This is a genomic window from Actinoplanes teichomyceticus ATCC 31121, from assembly GCF_003711105.1.
In the GTDB taxonomy this organism is placed as follows: domain Bacteria; phylum Actinomycetota; class Actinomycetes; order Mycobacteriales; family Micromonosporaceae; genus Actinoplanes; species Actinoplanes teichomyceticus.
Map to the genome: position 1 here is coordinate 7,599,016 of NZ_CP023865.1, position 21,531 is coordinate 7,620,546.

Below are 21,531 nucleotides of genomic sequence, written 5' to 3' on the forward strand. Positions count from 1 at the left end.
GCGCCAGCGCCCAGTCGACCGGCTTCGACCGCGACCGGACGACAGCGGACGACCCGAACCGCGTCGGTACACCCAGGGTAGCCGAAGGGTGATCGGCGGTGACCGCCTTCCGCTCGTGCCACCGGCTGGGCGGCCGCGCCCACCGGCGCCGGTCGGGCCGCGCGGGGCCGGTGGATGCCACCGGATCAGGTGGACGGGGGACGACCGGACGGCTGACCGAGGAACACCCGCCGGACCACCCGCTCGCTGGCGTGCCCGTCCTCCAGCGAGCAGAACCGCGCACGGAACCGGGCCCGCCGCGCGGCCGCCGCGGCGTCGTCCACCCGGCCCCCGCGGAACGCGTCGACCAGCTCGTCGAAGGTGCGGGCGAAGGTGCCGGGATGGTCGGTGGCCAGGTCGAAGGAGACGCCGCGGACCGCCCGGTAGACGTCCCAGTCCGGCGCGAAGATCACCAGCGGCCGGTCCAGCACCGCGTAGTCGAACATCACCGAGGAGAAATCGGTGATCATCACGTCCGCGGCCAGGCAGAGCCGCTCGATCGACGGGTGCCGGGACACGTCGAGCACCCGCGGGTGCCGCGGCGGGAAGCCCAGCGCGTCGTAGAAGTAGTGCCCGCGCAGCAGCACCCGGGTGTCCGGGCCGAGCGCCTCGGCCAGCGCGTCCACGTCCAGCACCGGGGTGAAGACCGGGTGCCACTCACGGTGCGTCGGCGCGTAGAGCACCACCCGCTCGTGCGCGGCGACGCCCAGCTCGGCGCGGGCCGCGGCGATGTCCGCCGCGGTGGCCAGCGCCAGCCGGTCGTTGCGTGGGTAGCCGGTCTCCAGGGTCTCCCCGCCGATCGGGAACTGCCGGTCCCACAGCAGCGTGGTGTGCCGGTTCGCGCTGATGCTGAAGTCCCATTTGGCCAGGTTGCGGCGCATCCGCTCGGCGTCGAACCCGCGCAGCGAGGCGGGGAACCGCGGCTGGTCCAGCCCCATCGTCTTGAGCGGGGTGCCGTGGTGGGTCTGCACGTGGACCTGGCCGCGGCGCTTCACCACGTACGGCGGGAAGGTGGCGTTGTTGACCAGGTACCTCGCGCGGGCCAGGGCGCGGAAGTAGGGGCGGGTGCCGGGCCGGACGACGACGACCCCGGCGGGCGCCTCGTGACCGTTCCCGACCACCCAGACCCCGCGGACGTGCGGGGCCAGCTCGGCGGCCTTCTCGTAGATCGCGGCCGGGTTGCAGGCGTACCCGCGGTACCAGTACGCGGCGTACACCGCGAGGTTGTCGTCCAGCGGGCGGCGCAGCTGCCAGTGGTAGTACAGACGCAGGCCGGCCTTGCGCAGGACGTCGCGGAACCGGCGGGCCGGGCCGGCGACCCGGCGCGGGATCCGGCGCAGGGCTCGCAGCGCGCGGTACGTCCGGTACCGGTCCCCGGCGACCAGCGCGAGCCGCAGGCCGCCGAGCCCGCCCGGGGAGTGCGCGCGCAGCAACCGGGACACCTCGGCGAACATGCCGCGCCGGGCCGCCGCCGGCACCCGGGTCGCCAGGACCCCGAGCGACTCGTCGACCGCCCGGCGCACGGCGGCGCGGCGCAGCTGCGGCTCGGCGGTCGCGGCGGCCGGCCGGGTGAGCGGGTGCTCGTACTGGGCGACGGCGGTGGCGTGCTCCGGCGAGCCGGCGCCGCGCAGCGAGCCGAGACGGTCCGGGCGGGCCACGTAGCAGGCGTGCCCGACGGTGGCGACGGTGCGGGCGGCCAGCAGGGTCTCGTACCCGAACGCGTGGTCCTCGTAGAGTCCCGGCCGGAACCGGATGCCCGCCTCGATCAGCAGAGCGCGGCGAACGATCAGGCCGCCCAGCGGGGGTGGCGGCGCGGCCAGCGCCGCCGGGCCGGAGCGCACCTCGTCGCCCGGCACGGTCCACCGGCTGACCCGGCGGTCCCAGCGCTCCCGGGCCACCCCGACGACCAGCACGTCCGGCTGCTCGGCGCGCAACCGGTCCGCGATCACCCCCAGCGCGGCGGGCACGATCCGGTCGTCGCCGTCGACGAACCAGACGTAGTCCCCGGTCGCCCGGTCCAGGCCGGCGTTACGGGCCCCGCCCGGGCCCCGCCGGCTCGCCAGGTGCACGGCGACGACCCGCGGGTCCGCGGCCGCCCGCTCGTCGATCAGCGCGCCGCAGTGGTCCGGGGACGCGTCGTCCACCGCCACCAGCTCGACCGGGGTGTCGTGCTGGTGGCGCAGGACCGAGTCCAGGCATTCGGTCAGGTACCCCTGGACCCGCCACGCGGTCGTGACGACGGTGAGCGCAGCGCTCATCCGGCGTCCGCGACCACCTTGTCCATCACGTCCATGATCTGCTGTGACGTGGTGCCGTCGCCGTACGGGTTGGCGATGGTCGCCATCCGCTCGTACTCCGCCGGGTCGTCGAGCAGGCGCGCGGCCTCCCGGACGATGTCCTCACGACCGGTGCCGACCAGGCGCAGCGTGCCGGCCGCCACCCCCTCCGGGCGCTCCGTGGTGTCCCGCAGCACCAGCACCGGCTTGCCGAGGCTGGGCGCCTCCTCCTGGATGCCGCCGCTGTCGGTCATCACCAGGTACGAGCGGCTCAGGATGTTGTGGAAGTCGGTGGTGCCGAGCGGCTCGATCACCCGGATCGCCGGCGACGTGAGGTACCGGTCCGCGGCCTGCCGGACGACCGGGTTCATGTGGATCGGGTAGACCAGCCGGTGGGTGTCGGCGTACCGCTGCGCGACGTCGTTGATCGCCGAGAACATCTGGCCCAGCTCGGAGATGTTCTCCCGGCGGTGGACCGTGATCAGGACCAGCTTGCGGTCGCCGACCTCGTCCAGCACCGGGTGCCGGAAGTCGTCGCGCACGGTGTAGCGCAGCATGTCGATCGCGCTGTTGCCGACCACGAAGATCCGCGACGGATCCTTGCCCTCCCGCTCCAGGTTGCCCCGGGTGACCTCGGTGGGCGTGAAGTGGTAGTCGGTCAGCACCCCGGTGAGCTGCCGGTTCATCTCCTCCGGGAACGGCGAGTGCTTGTTGAACGTGCGCAGCCCGGCCTCCACGTGGGAGAGCGGCACGTTGCGGTACAGCGCGATCAGGCTGCCGGCCAGCGTGGTCGAGGTGTCCCCGTGCACGAACAGGTGGTCCGGGCGGACCTGGGCGACCACCTGGTCGAGCGGGCTCAGCGTGCGGGCCAGGATGTCGGCCAGCGTCTGCTGCTGCGTCATGATCTTCAGGTTGAAGTCGGCCGACATGCCCATCTCGTCGAGCAGCTGGTCGAGCATCTCGCGGTGCTGGCCGGTGTTGACCACGACCACCTCGTGCTCGCGGCGGCGCGCCTCCATGATCACCGGGTAGAGCTTGATGAACTCCGGGCGCGTCCCGAAGACGAACATCAACCTGCTCACTTGGCGGTCCTCTCCAGCACGGCGGTCCTCTCCAGCACGGCGTCGATGATGCGCTTGCGGTTCTGCCGGTCGCCGTACGCGAAGAACCCGTCCGCGGCGCGGACCTTCTCCTCCGCGGACCGGAAGCCGCGCTCGGCCGCCGCGACCACCGCCGCGACCGCGGCCTCGTGGTCCTCGACCCGGGTGCCCAGCTCCTCGTAGAGGCCGAGGTCGGCGCCCGTGTTGGTGCTGTGTTTCTGCAGCTCCGGGAAGGTGAAGTAGACCACCGGGCGGCGCAGGTACAGCATGTCGAACGAGATCGACGAATAGTCGGTGATCATCATCCGGGCGGACGAGAGCAGCTCGGCGAAGCTCGGCACCTGGCTGAACGGCACCACCTCGACGTGCTGGTCCTCGTCGAAGCAGTGCGCGAACTGGCTGATGCTGGAGTGCAGCACGAGCTTCAGGCGCACCCCCGCCGCGGACATCGCCGCGCTGACCCGCGAGTCGTGGATCAGGCGGTGCCAGCTGCGGAAGAACTCGGAGTCGCGGAACTCCGCCTCGGTCGCGTCGGACAGGAAGGACCGCCAGGTCGGGCTGACCAGCACGTAGTCGCCGTCCTTGGCCTCCAGCAGGTCGTGCCGGGCCAGACCGGTGAGCTTCAACCGGTCCGGGCCGAGGTTGTAGCGGACGTTGTTGATCAGCCCGTTGTACTCGCGCTCGGCCGACGCGCAGAACAGGTGGTACTTCTTGGCGCCCAGCCAGCCGGACAGGTCCGACCGGATGATGCCGTGCTGGAGGAAGACCAGCTTGTACCGCGGCTTGAGGTCGGACGCGCCGTACGACGCCCACGGCTTGATGATCACGTCGTCGACGTGCGACGCGAAGAAGTACTCGCAGTTGAAGTGCAGCCGCCAGTGCTCCAGCGAGTTGTACGCGACCAGGTTGAAGCCGTCGGCGGCCAGCCGGTCGTAGTCCGGGCTGTCCCGCCGGATCACGAAGGCGATCTTGTCGTGGAGCCGGTTGTCGCGGACGTACCGGTAGAGGGCCTCACCGTTGTCCGCGGCCTTCTCCCGGCGGTCCATGAAGACCCAGTACCCGTTGGCGACGCCGGCCAGGTTCTTGCGGATCCGGGTGGTCCAGAGCTTGCCGAGACCACCCTCCTCGCGCACCGCCCGCCGGCTGAGGCCGACCAGGTTCGAGGCCTTGAGGGCCAGCTGGACCGGGCGGCGCTCCATCTCCTTGAGCCGCTTGGCCTGCGCCCGGTTGCGGCGGTTGGCCGCGCCGGTGCGCTGGTTCATGAAGAACAGCATCAACTGGCTGTACTGGCGGTCGCGCAGCAGCTCGACGATCCGCCGGTCGGTGGCGTTCGCGGTCAGCAGCAGGCGGTCGAAGCCGAACGACTCGCACGCCTCCCGGCACAGCTCCAGCGCCCGGTCGGTCAGACCCGGGTCGAGCAGCAGCAGCTTGGGCAGGTAGAAGGTGCGCAGCAGGGCGGCGACGCGGTAGGCCACGATGGCCTCGTTGAAGTACACCGACAGCGCGTCGTCCAGGCCCGCGAAGATCGGGACCAGGTCCTCGTACACCTTGATCCGGATCTTGCTGGTGATGCTGCCGGTGCGCGCCACCGTGTACAGGTAGACGACGTCGTTGATCTTGGTGATCTTCTCGGAGAGCAGCAGGTACTTCTTGTCGAAGATCTCGTCCTCGCTGCTGCTGACGCTCTCCAGGAAGCGCAGCCCGTACCGCTCGATCAGGTCGCGCCGGTAGATCGTCTTCAGGATGACCGGCCGCTGGGAGAGCAGATCCAGCTTGATCTCGTACGAGTTCTGGTTGACGTACGGCTTCTCGGCCATCCAGTCGACCCAGACCGGGTTCTTGCCGTCGGTCTTCTCCTTGACGCCGTACCGCGTCGCGATGACCACGTCGCTCCGGTGCTTCTCCATGGCCTTCAGGAGCGTGCTGTAGCCGTCCTTGTAGATCCGGTCGTCCGGGTCCATGAAGATGACGTATTCGCCGGTGGCGCGCTCCAGACCGGCGTTGCGCGGCCGGCCGGGCCCGCCGGAGCCCTCGTCGAAGCTGATCGGGAAGAAATTGTCCGGGTACCGCTTCTGGTACTCCTGGATGATCTCCCAGGTCCGGTCCTTGGAGCCGTCGTTGACCGGGATCACCTCGAACTGGGCGAACGCGGATTGCCGGACGATGGACTCGAACGCGTCCTCGATGAAGGCATCGACGTTGTAGCACGCCAGGATGATCGAAACCTTGAACAACTAAACTCCTTGAACCCGTTTCGGCCGGGCGGGGTTGGATGGGTCTTGCCTCACGGGGAGGTACACACCGTCACGGCAGCTCGTAGGGAGACCGGAAGGGATAGTACGCGGTCAGGAAGCCGGTGAGCAGTTTCGCCTGCTCCTGGGGTGAGACATCGCTCTCCACCGTGTCGTTGAGGCAGAAGACCTGGTATGGCCGCTTCTTCAAGGTCATGTCGAAGTGCTCCTCGGTGTGCGGCTGGGCGAGGTCGCGGTACATGAACTTCAGCTCGCCGATCACCGCCCGCCCGGTCAGGTACGACCAGTGCTGCTGCAGCGAGGACAGCACCGCGATGTCGTCCGGGTGCCGGAACTGGTGCGACGCGGTCGCCTCGAACGCCTCCGGGCACCGCTGCTCGATCTCGGCCAGCACGCTGCGGCGTGCGGCGTGCGGCGTGTGCTTCATCTTGTACGCCACCCGCCGCCCGAACTCGCGCTCGATGATCGCCCGGTTGTTCTTGCCGGCGGCCATCACCGGCGGCTCGTCGGCGACCGGCAGGCCCCCGTCCACCCGGTAGGTGGACAGGAAGAACCGGGTCTGCCCGGTCGCCGTGAAGAAGAACCCCGGCTGCAGCGGCTGCCCCAGGAAGACGTCGTCGTTCATGTAGATGAAGTGCTCGGCGAGCCCTTCGATGTGGTGCAGCCGGGTCTCGATCGCCATCGAGTTGAACGTCGGCAGCCGACCGGCCGTACCGAAGATCTCCTTGTGGCTGACCACGGTGACCTTGGGGTGCTCGGTGTTCAGCCAGGCCGGCACCTGGTCGTCGGTGACCAGGAAGATCCGCCGCACCCAGGGGGCGTACATGTGCAGCGAGCGCAGCGAGTACCGCAGCTCGTCGCGGGAGATGTAGCGCGACAGGTTGGCCGCCTGCTCGTTGCCGCCGGCCCAGCCGTTCTCGGCGAGCGCCGCGTTCTTGCGGGCCAGCCAGGCCGGATCGCCGCCGTCGACCCACGTGTAGACGACGTCGATCGGGAAGTCGACGTGGTCGATCGGCGGCAGCAGGAACGGCTGCCGGGTCGGGTAGCTGCGGGACGGCCCGGCGCCGTGGAAGTCGCTGAAGACGCTCTCCGGCGCCTCGACCACCGGGTCGGCGGCCGACACCACCTCGGTGGACCGGTTGTAGCGCGGCGCGGTCAGGCGGCCGTCCGGCAGCTCCGCCCAGAACTCCACCTCGCAGGCGTGCTGGCGGCCCAGCAGCAGGGTCCGGGACGGGTCGGTGACCGGCCAGTAGACCGCGGTGGCCACCGGCTCGGGCGCGAGCTCCTCCTCCGGGCCCTCCACGCTCTCCGCCTTGGCGGCGGCGGCCGGCCGGTCCGGGACGTTGGCCGCGCGGCCGGTCGGCGTCTTGGCGCCCTTCGCGCGCCGGGGCGGTGGCATGGCGGCGCCGGGCACCATCGCGGTCACCGTCCACCGGCGTTCCGGCAGCACCGGCCGCACCGTGGCGCCCGCCCCGGCCAGCTCGGCCAGCAGCGGCTCGACCCGCGGCCGGAACGACTCGGGCACCGCCACCACGGTCCGCTCGAAGCGGTTGGCCGGCACCCGGAACCAGGGCACCCCGGCGGCGTCCAGCGCGTCGGCCACCCGGTCCAGGTTGGCGGACCGGACCGAGAGCGGCGTGGCCTCCGGGTCGACGTGCGCCTCGTCGATCGGGCGCGGCCCGCCCGAGGCCGGCGCGAGCCTGTTACGCGCGGCTTCGGGCAGGGCCCGGCCGAGCCAGCGGCGAACCGGCCGGGGAACCACCTTCCGTGCGACAACCATCGGGCGCAGCACCTCTGTCGTCCTCTCCCCCGAGCCTGGTGGGGTCCCGGTCGGCGGAGCGCGGACCGTCGGCCGGCGAGGACGGACGGCCGGCGCACCGGCGGGTCGTTCGATTCTCCCGGGCGTGGGCGCGCGGGAGCATGACGTCGAGACCGGATGGCACAGTCACGCCACACCGGTCACCCCGGGATCATCTCATTCGGCGACAACGGCGCTGAAGGAACCCTTCGGGGGTAGTTCATCGGCTGTTCGTGCCTCGTCCGGCGGCTTCTGCTATGGCCGGGGTGCCGCGGCTTCTGCTACGACCGGCGTGCCGCGGCGCCGGCCCGGCCGCTAACCTTCGCGGTCCACCACTTCGCGACCGGGACGCGCGTGCCGGTGCGGCCGCGGCCACCCGGCGCGATCCGGTCGCCGGCCAGACAGGAGAAGCACATGCGGGCGGTGCTCGCCACGCTGGGTTATGTATTGTCGCCCGACTCGTCCCGGGTTCTGATGATCCGTCGGGACACCCGGCCGGACGACATTCATTTCGGCTACTACAACGGGCTGGGCGGGAAACTCGAGCCGGACGAGGACGTGCCGTCCGGGATGCGCCGGGAGATCGCCGAGGAGGCCGGGCTGCAGTGCGGACGGCTCGACCTCGCCGGGACCATCTCCTGGCCCGGCTTCGGCCGCGACGGGGAGAACTGGTTCGGCTTCCTCTTCCGGATCCCGGTGTGGAGCGGCACCCCGAAGACCGCCAACCACGAGGGCTCGCTGCACTGGGTGGAGCGCGCCGATCTGCTCGCCGGGCGGCTGCCGATGTGGGAGTCGGACCGGCATTTCCTGCCGCTGGTCTTCGCCGACTCGCCGACGGTGTTCCACGGCGTGATGCCGTTCCGGGCGGGGCGGGCGCAGTCCTGGTCGTACACGACGTGAGCGGGCGCGCCCGGCGGGCAGGCACACCCGGCGGGCGGGCGCGCCCGGCGGGCAGGCACACCCGGCGGGCAGGCACACCCGGCGGGCAGGCACACCCGGCGGGCAGGCGCGCCCGGCAGGCAGGCGCGCCGCGCTCTTTCAGAATCGGCGCATGCCGCCGAACTGACGGTCGCCGGCGTCGCCGAGACCCGGGACGATGTACGCCTTCTCGTTCAGCCCCTCGTCGATCGACGCGGTGATCAGGCGCAGCGGCAGCCCGGACGCGCGCAGGCGCTCGATGCCCTCCGGGGCGGCCAGCACGCAGCAGACGATGATGTCGGTGCAGCCCCGGTCGGCGAGCAGCCGACAGCAGTGCAGCAGCGAGCCGCCGGTGGCCAGCATCGGGTCGAGCACCAGCACCGGCTGGCCGGACAGGTCGCTGGGCAGCGACTCCATGTACGCCCGGGGCTCGTGGGTCTCCTCGTCGCGGGCCAGGCCGACGAAGCCCATCGACGACTCGGGCAGCAGGCCCAGCGCGGCGTCGGCCATGCCCAGCCCGGCGCGCAGCACCGGCACGATCAGCGGCGGGTTCGCCAGCCGGGTGCCCTCGGTGGCCGCGACCGGCGTCTCGATCGGGTACTTCTCCACCGCGAAGAGCCGGGCTGCCTCGTAGACCACCATCGTGGTGAGCTCGTGCAGGGAGGCGCGGAAGACACCGGACTCGGTCTCGGTCCGGCGCATCGCGGTGAGCCGGGTCTGAGCCAGCGGGTGATCTACGACTAGGACGTCCACGGAGCTCAACCTACCGTTCACCCAAGATCAACTGCCGTCGGGTCGCATAGAATCGTTCTCATGACTGCGACAGCGCCCGTCGGCCTGTCCGATCTCCGCGCTTACCTGCACGGCCTGCCCGGGGTCGACAGGGTGGGCGTCGAGGCCAGGGCGGCCGCGCTGGGCACCCGTTCGGTGAAGTCGAGCAGCAAGGCCCGGGCGATCGACCTGGCGATCCGGATGGTGGACCTGACCACCCTGGAGGGCGCCGACACGCCCGGCAAGGTGCGGGCGCTGTGCGCCAAGGGCCGGCGGCCCGACCCGGCCGACCCGAGCTGTCCCCCGGTCGCCGCGATCTGCGTCTACCCGGCGATGGTCGAGGTGGCCGCGGCCGCGCTGGCCGGCTCCGGGGTGCACCTGGCCAGCGTCGCCACCGCGTTCCCGTCCGGGCAGGCCCCGCTCGAGGTGAAACTGGCCGACACCCGCGCGGCGGTGGCGGCCGGCGCCGACGAGATCGACATGGTGATCAGCCGGGGCGCGTTCCTGGCCGGCGACTACGCGACGGTCTTCGACGAGATCGTCGCGGTCAAACAGGCGTGCGGCGACGCGCATCTCAAGGTCATCCTGGAGACGGGCGAGCTGGCCACGTACGACAACGTCCGGCGCGCCTCCTGGCTGGCCATGCTGGCCGGCGCCGACTTCATCAAGACCTCCACCGGCAAGGTGGCGGTGAACGCGACGCTGCCGGTGACCCTGGTCATGCTGGAGGCGGTGCGCGACTTCCGGGAGCGGCACGGGCGGCAGGTCGGCGTGAAACCGGCCGGTGGCATCAAGACCACCAAGGACGCGGTCAAGTACCTGGTACTGATCAACGAGACCGCCGGCGTGGACTGGCTCGACCCGGCGTGGTTCCGGTTCGGCGCCTCCTCGCTGCTCAACGACCTGCTGATGCAGCGCGCCAAGCTCACCACCGGCCACTACGGCGGCCCGGACTACTTCACCCTGGACTGAGGGACCGAGGGCCGGGCCCGAGCGGCCGGCCCCGCCGCACTGCGAGAGAAACCGTGGTGAGAATGTTCGAATACGCTCCCGCCCCCGAGTCGCGCTCGGTCGTCGACATCGCGGCTTCCTACGGACTCTTCATCGACGGCTCGTTCGAACCGGGCCGGGACGGCAACGTCTTCAAGACCGTCAACCCGGCCACCGAGGAGGTGCTCGCCGAGGTCGCCGCGGCCGGCCCGGAGGACGTGGACCGCGCGGTCGCCGCCGCCCGGCGCGCCTTCGACGGCTGGTCCGCGCTGCCCGGCGCGGAACGCGCGAAGTACCTCTTCCGGATCGCCCGGATCATCCAGGAGCGCTCCCGGGAGCTGGCCGTGCTGGAGTCGCTCGACAACGGCAAGCCGATCCGGGAGTCGCGGGACGTCGACCTGCCGCTGGTCGCCGCGCACTTCTTCTACTACGCCGGCTGGGCGGACAAGCTGACGTACGCCGGCTTCGGCCCGGACCCGCGGCCGATCGGCGTGGCCGGGCAGGTCATCCCGTGGAACTTCCCGCTGCTGATGCTGGCCTGGAAGGTCGCGCCCGCGCTGGCCACCGGCAACACCGTGGTGCTCAAGCCCGCCGAGACCACCCCGCTGTCCGCGCTGTTCTTCGCCGACGTCTGCCGGCAGGCGCAGCTGCCGCCGGGCGTGGTCAACATCGTCACCGGCGCCGGCGACACCGGGGCCTACCTGGTGGCCCACCCGGACGTGGACAAGGTGGCGTTCACCGGCTCCACCGCGGTGGGCCGGCAGATCGCCCGGACGGTGGCCGGCACCGGCAAGCGGCTGACCCTGGAGCTGGGCGGCAAGGCGGCCAACATCGTGTTCGACGACGCGCCGCTCGACCAGGCGGTCGAGGGGATCGTCGACGGGATCTTCTTCAACCAGGGGCACGTCTGCTGCGCCGGGTCGCGCCTGCTGGTGCAGGAGTCGATCGCCGAGGAGCTGCTCGCCTCGCTCAAGCGGCGGATGGCCACGCTGCGCGTCGGGGACCCGCTGGACAAGAACACCGACGTCGGTGCGATCAACTCGGCGGCGCAGCTGGCCCGCATCACCGAGCTCGCCGAGACCGGCGCGGCCGAGGGCGCGCAGCGCTGGTCGCCGCCCTGCCGGCTGCCGGAGCGCGGCTTCTGGTTCGCCCCGACGATCTTCACCGGGGTGACCCAGGCGCACCGGATCGCCCGGGAGGAGATCTTCGGGCCGGTGCTGTCGGTGCTCACCTTCCGCACCCCGGCCGAGGCGGTCGAGAAGGCCAACAACACCCCGTACGGGCTGTCCGCCGGGATCTGGTCGGAGAAGGGCTCGCGGATCCTGGCCGTGGCCGACCGGCTGCGCGCCGGGGTGGTCTGGGCCAACACGTTCAACAAGTTCGACCCGGCGTCGCCGTTCGGCGGTTACAAGGAGTCCGGTTACGGCCGCGAGGGTGGCCGCCACGGCCTGGAGGCGTACCTTGCCTAAGTCATCGAAGGTGGTGGAGACGGCACGCCCGCGGCTCGCCGTCCGCAAGACCTACAAGCTCTACATCGGCGGCAGGTTCCCGCGCAGCGAGTCAGGACGGACCTTCGTGGTGGACGGCGACAACGTGGCCCTCGCCTCGCGCAAGGACGCCCGTGACGCGGTGGTCGCGGCCCGCGCGGCGCAGCCCGGCTGGGCCGGGGCCACCGCGTACCACCGCGGGCAGGTGCTCTACCGGGTCGCCGAGATGTCGGAGGCGCGCCGGGCCGAGTTCACCGCGCTCGGTGTGCCCGCCGCCGAGGTGGACGCGGCCGTCGACCGCTGGGTCTGGTACGCCGGTTGGTCCGACAAGATCGCCCAGGTGGCCGGCGCGGCCAACCCGGTGGCCGGCCCGTTCTTCAACGTCTCCGCGCCGGAGCCGACCGGGGTCGTCGCCGTGGTCGCCCCGGCCACGCTGCTCGGCCTGGTGAGCGTGATCGCCCCGGCCGTGGTCACCGGCAACACCGTGGTGGTGCTGGCCGCCGACCCGCAGATCGCGATCACCCTGGCCGAGGTCCTGGCCACCTCGGACGTGCCCGGCGGCGTGGTCAACATCCTCACCGGGCGGTACGCCGAGACCGCCCCCTGGCTGGCCGCGCACGCCGACGTGAACGCCCTCGACCTGACTGGCGTGGAACACCCGGACCTGGCCGCCGAACTGGAGCGGGCCGCGGCCGGCACGCTCAAACGGGTGGTGCGGCCACCGGGCGGCGAGATCGACTTCACCGCCGACCCGGGGCTCAAGCCGATGACCTCGTTGCTGGAGACGAAGACGGTGTGGCACCCGAAGGGTTATTGACGACGCGCGGGGAAAGGGAGGGGACGGGGCCGCTGTCACACAGCGTTGCGGACTAGGGTATGTGCCCGTAGTCACCCGTCCCGCCCACCCCCAGATCAACCCGGAGGTCTACCGTGACCAGCCAGTCCGACGAGCCTGAGGCGTCCACGCCGGTGGCCGAGAAGTCCTCAGCGGAGGGGCTCAACGGGCGTGAGCTCTGGGAGCAGGTCCGCGTCGAGCCGGTCGAGATCGCTCTCCCGGGCGGCGTCGGCCTGACCCTGCGGGCGTACCGGAAGGCCTCCGAGCTGACCCCGACCGAGATCGAGGCCGAGGACGACGACCCGTTCGACACGCGCAAGCGCGCCGCCCTCGACGAGGACGGCGAGGAGGGGATCATCGTCGACGAGGAGTACGAGGCGCTCCTCGCCGAGGGCGACGACGAGGACGGCAGGTCAGCCGACGACAAATCCGATTCCGCCGAGGAGCCGGAGGAGGCGAAGACCCAGCCGGAGGACGAGGAAGTACCCATGTTCCTCAGTCACAAGGGCCGCTTGCTCGCCTTCAAGAACGCCGAAGCGCTGGTCGCCTTCATTCGTTCGGGTGCTCCGCACGATCTCGCACAATTGGACAGCTGGGGCGAGCTCGCGGAGCGGGTACAGTCGAGCGACATCGACCCGCTTCCGGAGGAGCGCTACGAACTCGACCTCGTGGTGGAGAACCTGCGGGGCGGACACGACACCTGGGACCTGCCGCTGCTCATCGCCGCCGGCGAGGTGGCGCGTGACCTCGGCTACGCGCTCCGGATCAAGCCGGTGATCCTGGCGCTGTCGGCCGGCTCCCCGCTCGACGACCTCGACGAGTCCCTGCGTGCCGCGGAGAGCGGTGGCATGGGCGGTTTCTTCGGTCGCCGGCGGCTGAAGAAGATCGGGGCACAGCAGGCGAGTCTCGGCTGGCGGTCGGTCATCGGCAAGATCTCTGCTGCTGTGGACTGGCGTGACTGACCGATTACCAGGGAACATCAGTCCTTGGCCACAGAGAAGCAGTCCCGGGGAGGAGGACGACGCCGTGGCGCTCGTGCGCGTGTACTGCGGTCTGGCGTCGGCTGATGATTCGGTGCGTACGGCCTCGGCCGCGCCGCTGACCATCGCCGTGGTGGACGACGCAGGACGGCTGCTCGGCGTCCACGAGATCAGCGACGACCCGGCCGGTTACGCCCTGCTGGGAACGCTGCTCGTGGAACGTACGACGGGGTTCAGCGACGCGGCCGTGGCCGCCGACAGTGACGACCACGTCGTCACCTCGCTGCTCACCGCCGCCGGGCGGCCGCTGGTCGTGGTCGACGACGACGACGCGGACGACTTCGCCGAGCGTTTCTCGGACGACGACTCCCCGGAGGAGATCTCCGCCCCGGCCGCCGCGCGGCGCGCGGTCGGGCTGGCCCGGGCCCTGCAGGCCGGCGCGATCGCCGCGGTGAACATCCCCGCGCCGCGCGAGCTGGTCAGCTACAAGCCGGTCCTGGCCGCGCACGTGGCCATGCTGGTCGGGCGGAACGCGGCCGCGGTCGCGCTCCGCGAGGTGCTCCGCGAGCTCTACCCGGCCGCCCTGCGGGCGTACCCGGACCCGGCGCACCCGCTGGCCTTGGCGGTGCTGGACGCGGTGCCCGAGCCCGGCCGGATGACCGGCCGGGGCGGCGACCCGGCGCAGGCCGCGCAGGAGGTCGCCACCACGCTCACCCGCTCCGGCGCCGGCACCGAGGACGAGGTGATCGCCGCGGTCACCGCGCTGCAGGTGGCCATCAGCGAGTCGCCGCGCCGGGGCGGCGTCAACAAGTCGCTGGCGCCGGCCGCCGCCGAGGCGGTCCGCCAGGCCGTCGCCGCGGTGCGCACCTGCGACGCGGCGTGCGCCGCGCTGGTCGGCACGCTGGCCGCCCGGGCCACCAGCCCGGCCACCGAGCCGAACGTCGGCCGCCGGGCCGCCCGCCGGGCCGCCGAGCCCTCCGTGCTGCCGTCCGGGCCGGCCGCCGACACCGGTTCCCGGTTCGGCCGCCGCAGCCGTCCCGAGCCCACCGTGGCCGGCACCGGCAACGGCCCGGCCACCCCGCAGCCGATGAACGCTCCCCCGGTCGCCCCGGACCCGATCACGCCGCCACCGGTCGCGCCGGCCGCGGCCAACGGGCTCCCCGGCCGGGCCGGCACGCCGGGCAACCGGCCGGTGTCGGTGCCACCGCCCCCGCCGGGCATGACCCCGATCACGCCGGGCACCCGTCCGGTGCCGGCCACGCGGAGCCCGATCGCGCCGTCCTCGCCGGCCCCGCTGCCGACCCGGAGCCCGATCGCGCCCTCCTCGCCGGCGGCTCGCAACCCGGTCTCGCCGGCCGGTGCGGCGAGCACCCCGGCCGAGGCGGGCGAGCCGTTCCGGCCCACGCTCACCAACGCCGAGCTGAACCGGGCCCGGGCGGAGCGGCAGCGCGCGGTCATCCCGGCCCGGCCGAACACGCGCACCACCCCGCCGCCCGCGGCGGCGGCGAACGGGACGCCGACCAGCCCGACCGACTTCAGCCTGCCGATGCCGTCGCCGCGTGCCGCGCAGGAGGCCCCGGAGCCCGGCTCCCGGGCGAACTGGCCGCTGCTGAACAACGGCGGCGACGACGCCGCGGTGACCGAGCGGCCGGCCGCCGCGTCGGTCAGCTCGCCCGGCGCCGAGGGCCGGGTCAAGCCGCCGTGGCAGGACATGCCGAAGGAGCCGCCGGCGCTGCGCCTGGTGGATCCGCAGCGCAACGGCGGACGGGCCAAGCTGCCCGGGCTCGACCAGATCGGTGACCCGCCGTCGCTGCGGGTCGTCGACGGCGGCGCCCGTGGCGCCGAGAGCCTCCCGCCGAAGGTGACCGCGCTGGACCGCAGCGCCACCCCGCCGGTCCCGGCCGACGGCAGCGACGGCGACCTGCTGATCTTCGCAGCGGCCCGATCCGCCTGGTTCACCGGCACCAGCGACTCGGGCAACGTGGACTGGGCCAACCCGAACGACAGCGGCTGGCGTGCCGCGGAGAAGGCGGCCACCCCCGCCGTCGCCGCGGAGACGTCGGCCGGCCTGCCGAAACGGGTGCCGCAGGCGAACCTGGTGCCCGGCTCGCCGCTGCGCGAGGAGCGGCCGCTGCGGATCGTCCGGGACGCCGCCTCGATCGCCGCGCACACCACCGGGTACTTCCGCGGCTGGCGGCGCGGCCAGGAGATCGGCGGGTTCGCGATGGGTGGCCGCCCGGGCCGCGAGGCCGCCGGCGGGTGGGACTTCACGCGCGACCGCGAGAGCGCGGACGAGTACCGCAACGGCGCCGGCTACGGCAACCGCTGAGCCGGCCCCCTCGGGGCGTTCGCAGAGGGCCGCGACCCACCGGGTCGCGGCCCTCTGCCGTGCCCGGGCCCGGCGGCGTCGTCGCCTTCTCGGTACGCTGACCGGCCCAGCTCCGGCGTCGGCCGCTGTGCCGGTTCCGGCGGCCGTGGCACGGACCCGCCGCGCGGGCGCTGAGGTGGTCCGCAGACCCGGTCCGGAGCCGCCGGTGCGATTGGGGCAGCGCCCGCGGCGTGGTCACGTCCTGGGCCTTCTCAGCCGGCCGCGCCGACGAGCTGCCCGACCGGCGACGGACCGCCCGCGCCGGTGCACCGCCCGGCCTCTCCCGGCGGTGACGGACCGCTTCCCCAACGGCGCACGGGTGACCCTTCCAGCTCTCCCGTCGGTGACGGACCGCTTCCCCAGCGGCGCACGGGTGACCCTTCCAGCTCTCCCGGCGGTGACGGACCGTCTCCCACCGGCCGCGTCGGCGAGCGCCCGCGCCTGCGCCCGGTGACGCACCGCTTCCCGCTGCGCCGGTGACGGACCGTTCTCGATCCACTGCGCGATCCACCTGCCTGAAGACGCGCGAAAGCCCCGCTCCGGCTCGCGGAGCGGGGCTTCAACCGGTCGTCAGGCGGGCGCTACCGCGCGCGAGCGACGCATCGTCAGCACATACTCGACGAGCGAGATGAGGACGTTCTTCGTCGACTCGCGGTTACGGGCGTCGCAGCTCACCACGGGCACGTCGCTCGAGATCGCCAGCGCGTCCCGGACGTCCTGCGCGTTGTGGTACTGCATGCCGTCGAAGCAGTTGATCGCCACCAGGTACGGCAGGCGGCGGTGCTCGAAGAAGTCGATGGCGGCGAAGCAGTCGGCGAGCCGACGCGTGTCCACCATGACCACCGCACCGATCGCGCCCCGCACCAGCTCGTCCCACATGAACCAGAAGCGGGTCTGGCCGGGCGTGCCGAACAGGTAGAGGATCAGGTCCCGGTCGATGCTGATTCGGCCGAAGTCCATGGCCACGGTGGTGGTCATCTTGCCCGGCACCTGCCGGTTGTCGTCGACACCCACACCGGCCGAGGTCATGATCGCCTCAGTGGTCAGCGGGGTGATCTCGGAGACCGACCCCACCAGCGTCGTCTTGCCGACGCCGAAGCCACCGGCGATGACAATCTTCGCCGATGTCACGCGTCCGGCAGCAGGACGTTGCGACATGTCAGAGCCTGCGAAGTCCACTCAGCACCCTTTCCAGCAGTTCCGTGCCTACCGCGTCGGTCTCGTCTTCGAGCGAGGTGGGCTCGTAGACCGCGACGAGACCGTCGGAGGCCATGTCGGCCACGATCACACGTGCCACACCGAGCGGCAGTTGCATGCGTGCGGCGATCTCGGCGAGCGACTGAACTCGGCCGCCGTCGCACATCGCCGCGATGTACTGATGCTCGCTTCCACCCTGCCCGCCGCGGATCATCCCAGAACGGCCGCGCACGGTTGTCTCGACCAGCGCTTCCAGCGCTATCTCAAGCTTCGGCCGGGTTCGACCACGGGTCACGGCATACGGCCTGACCAGCGCGCCGGTCGGCTCATCGCGTTCGGGCATCGTCACCGTCAACCCCTCCCTCGGCCCCTCGAAGTGTATTGGTTCTCAAGTTTCTGGACAGTAGCCGGATGGGCCGGCTCACCGCGCCTTCAGCCCAGCACCCCGGCGGCGGACCGCGGCGCCGGAGTCAGCGCCTCGCCCACCCGGTCGACCAGCAGGGCCATCTCGTAGCCCACCTGACCGACGTCGCAGCTACGCGCCGCGAGAACCGCGAACGAGGAGCCATCGGAAATGGACATCAGGAACAGGAACCCATTGTCCATCTCCACGACCGTCTGCAGAACGGCGCCGCCCTCGAAGCAGCGCGCCGCGCCCTGGGTCAGGCTGACCAGGCCGGATGCGATGGCCGCCAGCTGGTCCGCACGGTCCCGGGGAAGGTCCCGCGAGGCCGCCAGGAGCAGGCCGTCGGCGGAGACGGCGATCGCGTGCGCGACCCCGGGAACGCGGTCGGCAAAGTTGGCCAGGAGCCAACCGAGATCCTGCGTAGATGTCATGCCTCATGCTCCTTGCCAGCCTGCGAGGGCTGCTGCCCTCCCGGAGTCTCCTCCAGGTTGGTCGATTGTTCCTTGGTGCGACCGCGCTGCACACCCCGGTGGTACGCGGACAGCAGACCGCGGACCCCCTCGGGCGTACGGCGCTGGACGGAGTTACCGCCCCGGTCGACACCGCCGGGGACGAGTTGCGCCATCGGCGTGCGCTTGGGAAGGCCCGCCGTGGTGGTCGTGTCGATGGTGACTTCGGACGCCTTGCGAGCGGCCTGCCAGCCCTCGTCGGCCGCGGTACGCCACGGGCTGGAGCCCGCCGCGCCGCCGTGGGAACCCGCGCCGGCGGCCGTGGCCGGGGCGCCGACCGTGGCCGTGTCGAGCTCCCGGGCCTCCGGGGCGGCCGCCTGCTGCGGCACCCCGGCGTTGCGGGCCGGCTCGCCGGTCGGGATCCGCTGGGAGACCACGGCCTCCTCACCGGAGCCGGAGACCGACGGCTTGGACGGGGTGGCCTGGGTCGTGGTGAACCAGGCCGACTCCAGCTCCCGGAAGATCGGCAGCTCCATGGTCTCGTCCGCGAACGGCACCGCGCCCTCCCGGGCCGGCGCCTGCGCCGCCGCGATCTGGGCGGCCGCGGTGGCCTGCACGTCGGCGGCCTGGGGCGCCGCGCTCACCGGGTCCGGCGAGTCGTACGCCGGCGGGGCGGACGCGGGCAGCGCGGCCAGCGGCGGGTTGACCGGAGGGGCCACCTCGGGGTGCGGCTCGGCGTGCTCGGAACGGAACCGCGGGATCTCGGCGGTCATGTCCAGTGCCGCGGCGAGGTTCTCCGGGACGTGCGGGGTGGCGGTCTCCCGGTCCCCGGCGACCGGCGGCCAGGCCGGCGGCGCCGACGCGAACGGGCTCGCCGGGGCCGGCTCGATCGGGGCGGCGGAGACCGGCGGGGCGGACGGCACCGGCGGCACCGAGCTGACCGGCGGCACCGAGGTCACCGGCGGGGCCGAGACGACCGGCGGCACCGGCGGCGCGGACACCGGCGGCATGAACGAGCCGCGGCTCTGGCTCTCCGGGTTGGCCGGCAGCTGGCGCGGGATGGCCGCGCCGAAGCCGTTCACCTCTGGCTCGGGGCGCTGCTGGTAGTCGTGGCCGTTGCGGCGCTGGGCCAGCTCGTCGAGTCCGGCGAAGCCCTGCGGGCCGGTGCTGATCGGGCCGGACGGCAGCGGCGGCAGCGGCTCGTTGCTGCGCGGGCCGTGGAAGCCGTTGACGGACCCGTTGACGAAGCCGTTCGTAGCGCCGCCGAAGCCGTTCGACGGGGCGGCGCCGGTGAGGTCGGACCAGGCCGGGACGGAGCCGTTGGTGCCGTTGACCGGGGATTCGTACGGCCGGATGTCGCCCGGGTAGCCGCCGCGGCCGCTCTCCAGGGCCATCGGCTCGCCGTAGGACGGCATCGCGGCCGGCGGGGCATCGTAGCCACCCGGCATCCGGGCGGACGACGAGGTGGCCAGGACGGAGACGGGCAGACCCACCTCGGCGACGGTGCCGCGCTCGCGGTCGGCCGGGCGCAGCTCGACCCGTACGCTGTGCCGGTTCGCCAGCCGGGCGACCACGACCAGGCCCATCATCCGGGAGACGGCCACGTCCACCGTGGGCGGATTGGCGAGCCGTTCGTTCAGGTCGCGCAGCTGCTCACGGCTGATGCCGATGCCGTGGTCCTCCACGGTGAGCACCGCGTTGTCGCCGACCCGGCGGGCCTCGACCAGGACGTTCGAGTTAGGCGGGGAGAAGGCGGTCGCGTTGTCGAAGAGCTCGGCGACCAGGTGCACCATGTCGTTGACGGCGTGCGCCGCCACCTCGATCTCGCGGTCGATGACGCCGAACTCGATCCGGGTGTAGTGCTCGACCTCGGACTGGGCGGCGCGCAGCACGTCGATCAGAGCGGCCGGCTCGCGCTGCACACGGGTGGAGTCGGCGCCCGCGAGAACCAGGAGGTTCTCGTCGTTGCGCCGCATTCGGGTGGCCAGGTGGTCGAGCTGGAAGAGCTCGGCCAGCCGGTCCGGGTCCTCCTCGCCGCGCTCCAGCCGGTCCAGGTGACCGATCAGCCGGTCGACCAGGATCTGCGAACGGCGGGCCAGGTTGACGAACATGGTGGCGACGGAGGCACGCAGGGCCGCCTGCTCGGCGGCGGTCCGCACGGCTTCCAGGTGGACCGCGTTGAACGCCTCGGTCACCTGCCCGAACTCGTCCCGGCTGCGGACCGGGAGCGGCTCGGCGATCTGGTCGGCCACCTGGGCCGGGGTGAGCGACGCGGACAGCGCCGGGTCGCGCAGCCGGCTCACCGCGTGCGGCAGGCCGAACTGCGCCACGGCGAGCGCGCCCTGCCGCAGCTCGCGCAGCGAGCGGGCCATCGACCGGGCGACCAGCCAGGCGAACAGGATGGCCAGCAGGAGCATGCCGAGCAGGACGCTGGTCTCCAGGAAGACCCGGCGGTTCGTGCTGTTCCGCAGGTCGGTGGCCTGGGCGACGATGTCCTTGTCCAACTGCACCTCGACCTGGCGGAAGGTGTTGTTGTAGTCGGTCATCGCCTTCTCCCACCCGTCGGTGGTGAGATGCGCCTTGGTGATGTCCGTGCCCTGGCTGGCCAGCAGCGGGACGGTGAGGTTGGTGGCCTCGCGCTCGGTCGGGTTGGCCGAGGTGGTCCTCGTGAAGAACTCGAACTCGCCGTCGGTGGCGACCGCCTCCAGCGTGTCCTTGGCCTGCTCGAAGCCGAGACTCGCGGAGAGGAAGGCCTGCCGGAGGGTGTTGGTGAACTCGCGGGCGCCCATCACCTGGTGGCCGATGTAGCGCTCGGTGGAGATGTACTCCTTGGCCCGGGCGACCTCGGCGACCGCGCGCAGGTGGTCGCTCAGGCTGGTGTCGCTGGCCTGCTGGGCCGCGACGTCGCGCACCGACAGCAGGTCGGAGATGAGCTTGCCGTAGGTGGTCTCGACGCTCTTGGTGCTCTCCGTGCCGTTGGTCACCTTGCTGCGGTACGCCGCGAGGTCGGCCAGGTTGAGGTCCAGGCGGGAGAGCAGGATGTCGACCCGGTCCGGGACGTCGTCCAGGGCGGCGCGCTGCTGGGAGTACGGCTGGTTGGCCGCCTCGACCTTGGAGTGCTCGGAGTTGTACCGGTCGACGGCCGCCTTGACGACCGCCGCGTCCTCCTTGCCGCCGTTGAACGCCTTGTTCAGTTCCTTGTCCTTGGCGACGGCGATCATCATCGCGTACGCGCGCTCGGACTGCAGCTGGTCGACCAGGCCGCCGGCGGCCTGGGACAGCGCCGCGAGGGTCCGGGCGTTCTCCGCGTTGTCGGCCTCGTCGATGTGGTCGACCAGGCCGTTGACGCCGACGATGATCGTCGCCACGGTCGGGACCAGCATGATCAGACCAAGCTTGGACCAGATGGGTAGGTCTCGCAGCCGACCCGTGGGTCGACGCAGACGCGACATGACGCCGTCCGCCTCACTGGGGCGCTTGCTCACGTCACCGTCCTCCTGATTCGGGCCCGGCATTCGGCTCGCCGAGCTCCGCGCACGGCCGACTCGCCGGGTCGGGCCCCCGAGATTCCATCACGACGAGTGTCAAAGAGAAAGAGCAGGCGGACACGGACCGGTTGTGTGACGCGATGTTGCAACGTCGTAGTTGGACATCGCCGGCCTGAC

General features: G+C 72.2%; 15 protein-coding genes. 6 read left to right on the forward strand and 9 right to left on the reverse strand.

Annotation, left to right across the window (positions count from 1 at the left end; genetic code table 11):
* Positions 1-185: 185 nt before the first annotated feature.
* From ACTEI_RS33395 to ACTEI_RS33410, 4 genes are all read right to left on the reverse strand, one after another.
* Positions 186-2,297, reverse strand: coding sequence for a bifunctional glycosyltransferase/CDP-glycerol:glycerophosphate glycerophosphotransferase (locus ACTEI_RS33395; protein WP_122981281.1), 2,112 nt, complete (start codon positions 2,295-2,297; stop codon positions 186-188).
* A complete protein-coding gene (wecB, locus tag ACTEI_RS33400; protein WP_122981282.1) occupies positions 2,294-3,397 on the reverse strand; it encodes a non-hydrolyzing UDP-N-acetylglucosamine 2-epimerase in 1,104 nt (367 codons plus the stop codon). The genes ACTEI_RS33395 and wecB overlap by 4 nt, the downstream gene beginning before the upstream one ends.
* On the reverse strand, positions 3,394-5,649 hold the full coding sequence (locus tag ACTEI_RS33405; RefSeq protein WP_122981283.1) for a bifunctional glycosyltransferase/CDP-glycerol:glycerophosphate glycerophosphotransferase: 2,256 nt from the start codon (positions 5,647-5,649) through the stop codon (positions 3,394-3,396). The genes wecB and ACTEI_RS33405 overlap by 4 nt, the downstream gene beginning before the upstream one ends.
* Before the next feature lie 70 nt (positions 5,650-5,719).
* Positions 5,720-7,447, reverse strand: a complete 1,728-nt coding sequence (locus ACTEI_RS33410; RefSeq protein WP_239082144.1) for a stealth conserved region 3 domain-containing protein — start codon at positions 7,445-7,447, stop codon at positions 5,720-5,722.
* Between the two features lie 492 nt (positions 7,448-7,939).
* On the opposite strand from ACTEI_RS33410, the gene ACTEI_RS33415 reads away from it, so the two are divergent.
* Complete coding sequence (locus ACTEI_RS33415) at positions 7,940-8,365, forward strand: NUDIX hydrolase (protein WP_239082145.1); 426 nt, start codon at positions 7,940-7,942, stop codon at positions 8,363-8,365.
* Between the two features lie 138 nt (positions 8,366-8,503).
* Here ACTEI_RS33415 and upp read toward each other — a convergent pair whose 3' ends face one another.
* Positions 8,504-9,136 (reverse strand): uracil phosphoribosyltransferase, encoded by a 633-nt coding sequence (gene upp, locus ACTEI_RS33420; RefSeq protein WP_122981285.1) that lies wholly within the window; start codon positions 9,134-9,136, stop codon positions 8,504-8,506.
* Between the two features lie 60 nt (positions 9,137-9,196).
* Here upp and deoC point away from each other — a divergent pair, with 60 nt between their 5' ends.
* The 5 genes from deoC (at position 9,197) to ACTEI_RS33445 (ending at position 15,775) form a co-directional block, all read left to right on the forward strand.
* Entirely contained in the window at positions 9,197-10,126 is a 930-nt protein-coding gene (gene deoC, locus ACTEI_RS33425; RefSeq protein ID WP_122981286.1) for a deoxyribose-phosphate aldolase, read from the forward strand.
* A gap of 62 nt (positions 10,127-10,188) precedes the next feature.
* Positions 10,189-11,613, forward strand: coding sequence for an aldehyde dehydrogenase family protein (locus ACTEI_RS33430; protein ID WP_122981287.1), 1,425 nt, complete (start codon positions 10,189-10,191; stop codon positions 11,611-11,613).
* Positions 11,606-12,448, forward strand: a complete 843-nt coding sequence (locus ACTEI_RS33435) for an aldehyde dehydrogenase family protein (RefSeq protein ID WP_187645862.1) — start codon at positions 11,606-11,608, stop codon at positions 12,446-12,448. Before ACTEI_RS33430 ends, ACTEI_RS33435 begins: the two co-directional genes overlap by 8 nt.
* A gap of 113 nt (positions 12,449-12,561) precedes the next feature.
* Positions 12,562-13,428 (forward strand): DNA primase, encoded by an 867-nt coding sequence (locus tag ACTEI_RS33440; RefSeq protein ID WP_122981288.1) that lies wholly within the window; start codon positions 12,562-12,564, stop codon positions 13,426-13,428.
* 64 nt (positions 13,429-13,492) lie between these two features.
* Positions 13,493-15,775 (forward strand): transposase, encoded by a 2,283-nt coding sequence (locus ACTEI_RS33445; RefSeq protein WP_239082146.1) that lies wholly within the window; start codon positions 13,493-13,495, stop codon positions 15,773-15,775.
* 609 nt (positions 15,776-16,384) lie between these two features.
* Here the strand turns inward: ACTEI_RS33445 and ACTEI_RS33450 are convergent.
* The 4 genes from ACTEI_RS33450 to ACTEI_RS33465 form a co-directional block, all read right to left on the reverse strand.
* On the reverse strand, positions 16,385-16,972 hold the full coding sequence (locus ACTEI_RS33450; RefSeq protein WP_122981289.1) for a GTP-binding protein: 588 nt from the start codon (positions 16,970-16,972) through the stop codon (positions 16,385-16,387).
* Position 16,973: 1 nt separating this feature from the next.
* On the reverse strand, positions 16,974-17,354 hold the full coding sequence (locus ACTEI_RS33455; protein ID WP_122982576.1) for a DUF742 domain-containing protein: 381 nt from the start codon (positions 17,352-17,354) through the stop codon (positions 16,974-16,976).
* A gap of 89 nt (positions 17,355-17,443) precedes the next feature.
* On the reverse strand, positions 17,444-17,848 hold the full coding sequence (locus ACTEI_RS33460) for a roadblock/LC7 domain-containing protein (RefSeq protein ID WP_014447580.1): 405 nt from the start codon (positions 17,846-17,848) through the stop codon (positions 17,444-17,446).
* Complete coding sequence (locus tag ACTEI_RS33465; protein WP_392390155.1) at positions 17,845-21,381, reverse strand: sensor histidine kinase; 3,537 nt, start codon at positions 21,379-21,381, stop codon at positions 17,845-17,847. Before ACTEI_RS33465 ends, ACTEI_RS33460 begins: the two co-directional genes overlap by 4 nt.
* Positions 21,382-21,531: the final 150 nt, after the last annotated feature.

Coding starts and splice junctions, on each gene's coding strand:
- ACTEI_RS33410 (WP_239082144.1), bottom strand. CDS start 7,447: ATGGTTGTCGCACGGAAGGTGGTTCCCCGGCCGGTTCGCCGCTGGCTC.
- ACTEI_RS33450 (WP_122981289.1), bottom strand. CDS start 16,972: ATGTCGCAACGTCCTGCTGCCGGACGCGTGACATCGGCGAAGATTGTC.
- deoC (WP_122981286.1), top strand. CDS start 9,197: ATGACTGCGACAGCGCCCGTCGGCCTGTCCGATCTCCGCGCTTACCTG.
- ACTEI_RS33460 (WP_014447580.1), bottom strand. CDS start 17,848: ATGACATCTACGCAGGATCTCGGTTGGCTCCTGGCCAACTTTGCCGAC.
- ACTEI_RS33415 (WP_239082145.1), top strand. CDS start 7,940: ATGATCCGTCGGGACACCCGGCCGGACGACATTCATTTCGGCTACTAC.
- ACTEI_RS33395 (WP_122981281.1), bottom strand. CDS start 2,297: ATGAGCGCTGCGCTCACCGTCGTCACGACCGCGTGGCGGGTCCAGGGG.
- ACTEI_RS33455 (WP_122982576.1), bottom strand. CDS start 17,354: ATGCCCGAACGCGATGAGCCGACCGGCGCGCTGGTCAGGCCGTATGCC.
- ACTEI_RS33430 (WP_122981287.1), top strand. CDS start 10,189: ATGTTCGAATACGCTCCCGCCCCCGAGTCGCGCTCGGTCGTCGACATC.
- ACTEI_RS33465 (WP_392390155.1), bottom strand. CDS start 21,381: ATGCCGGGCCCGAATCAGGAGGACGGTGACGTGAGCAAGCGCCCCAGT.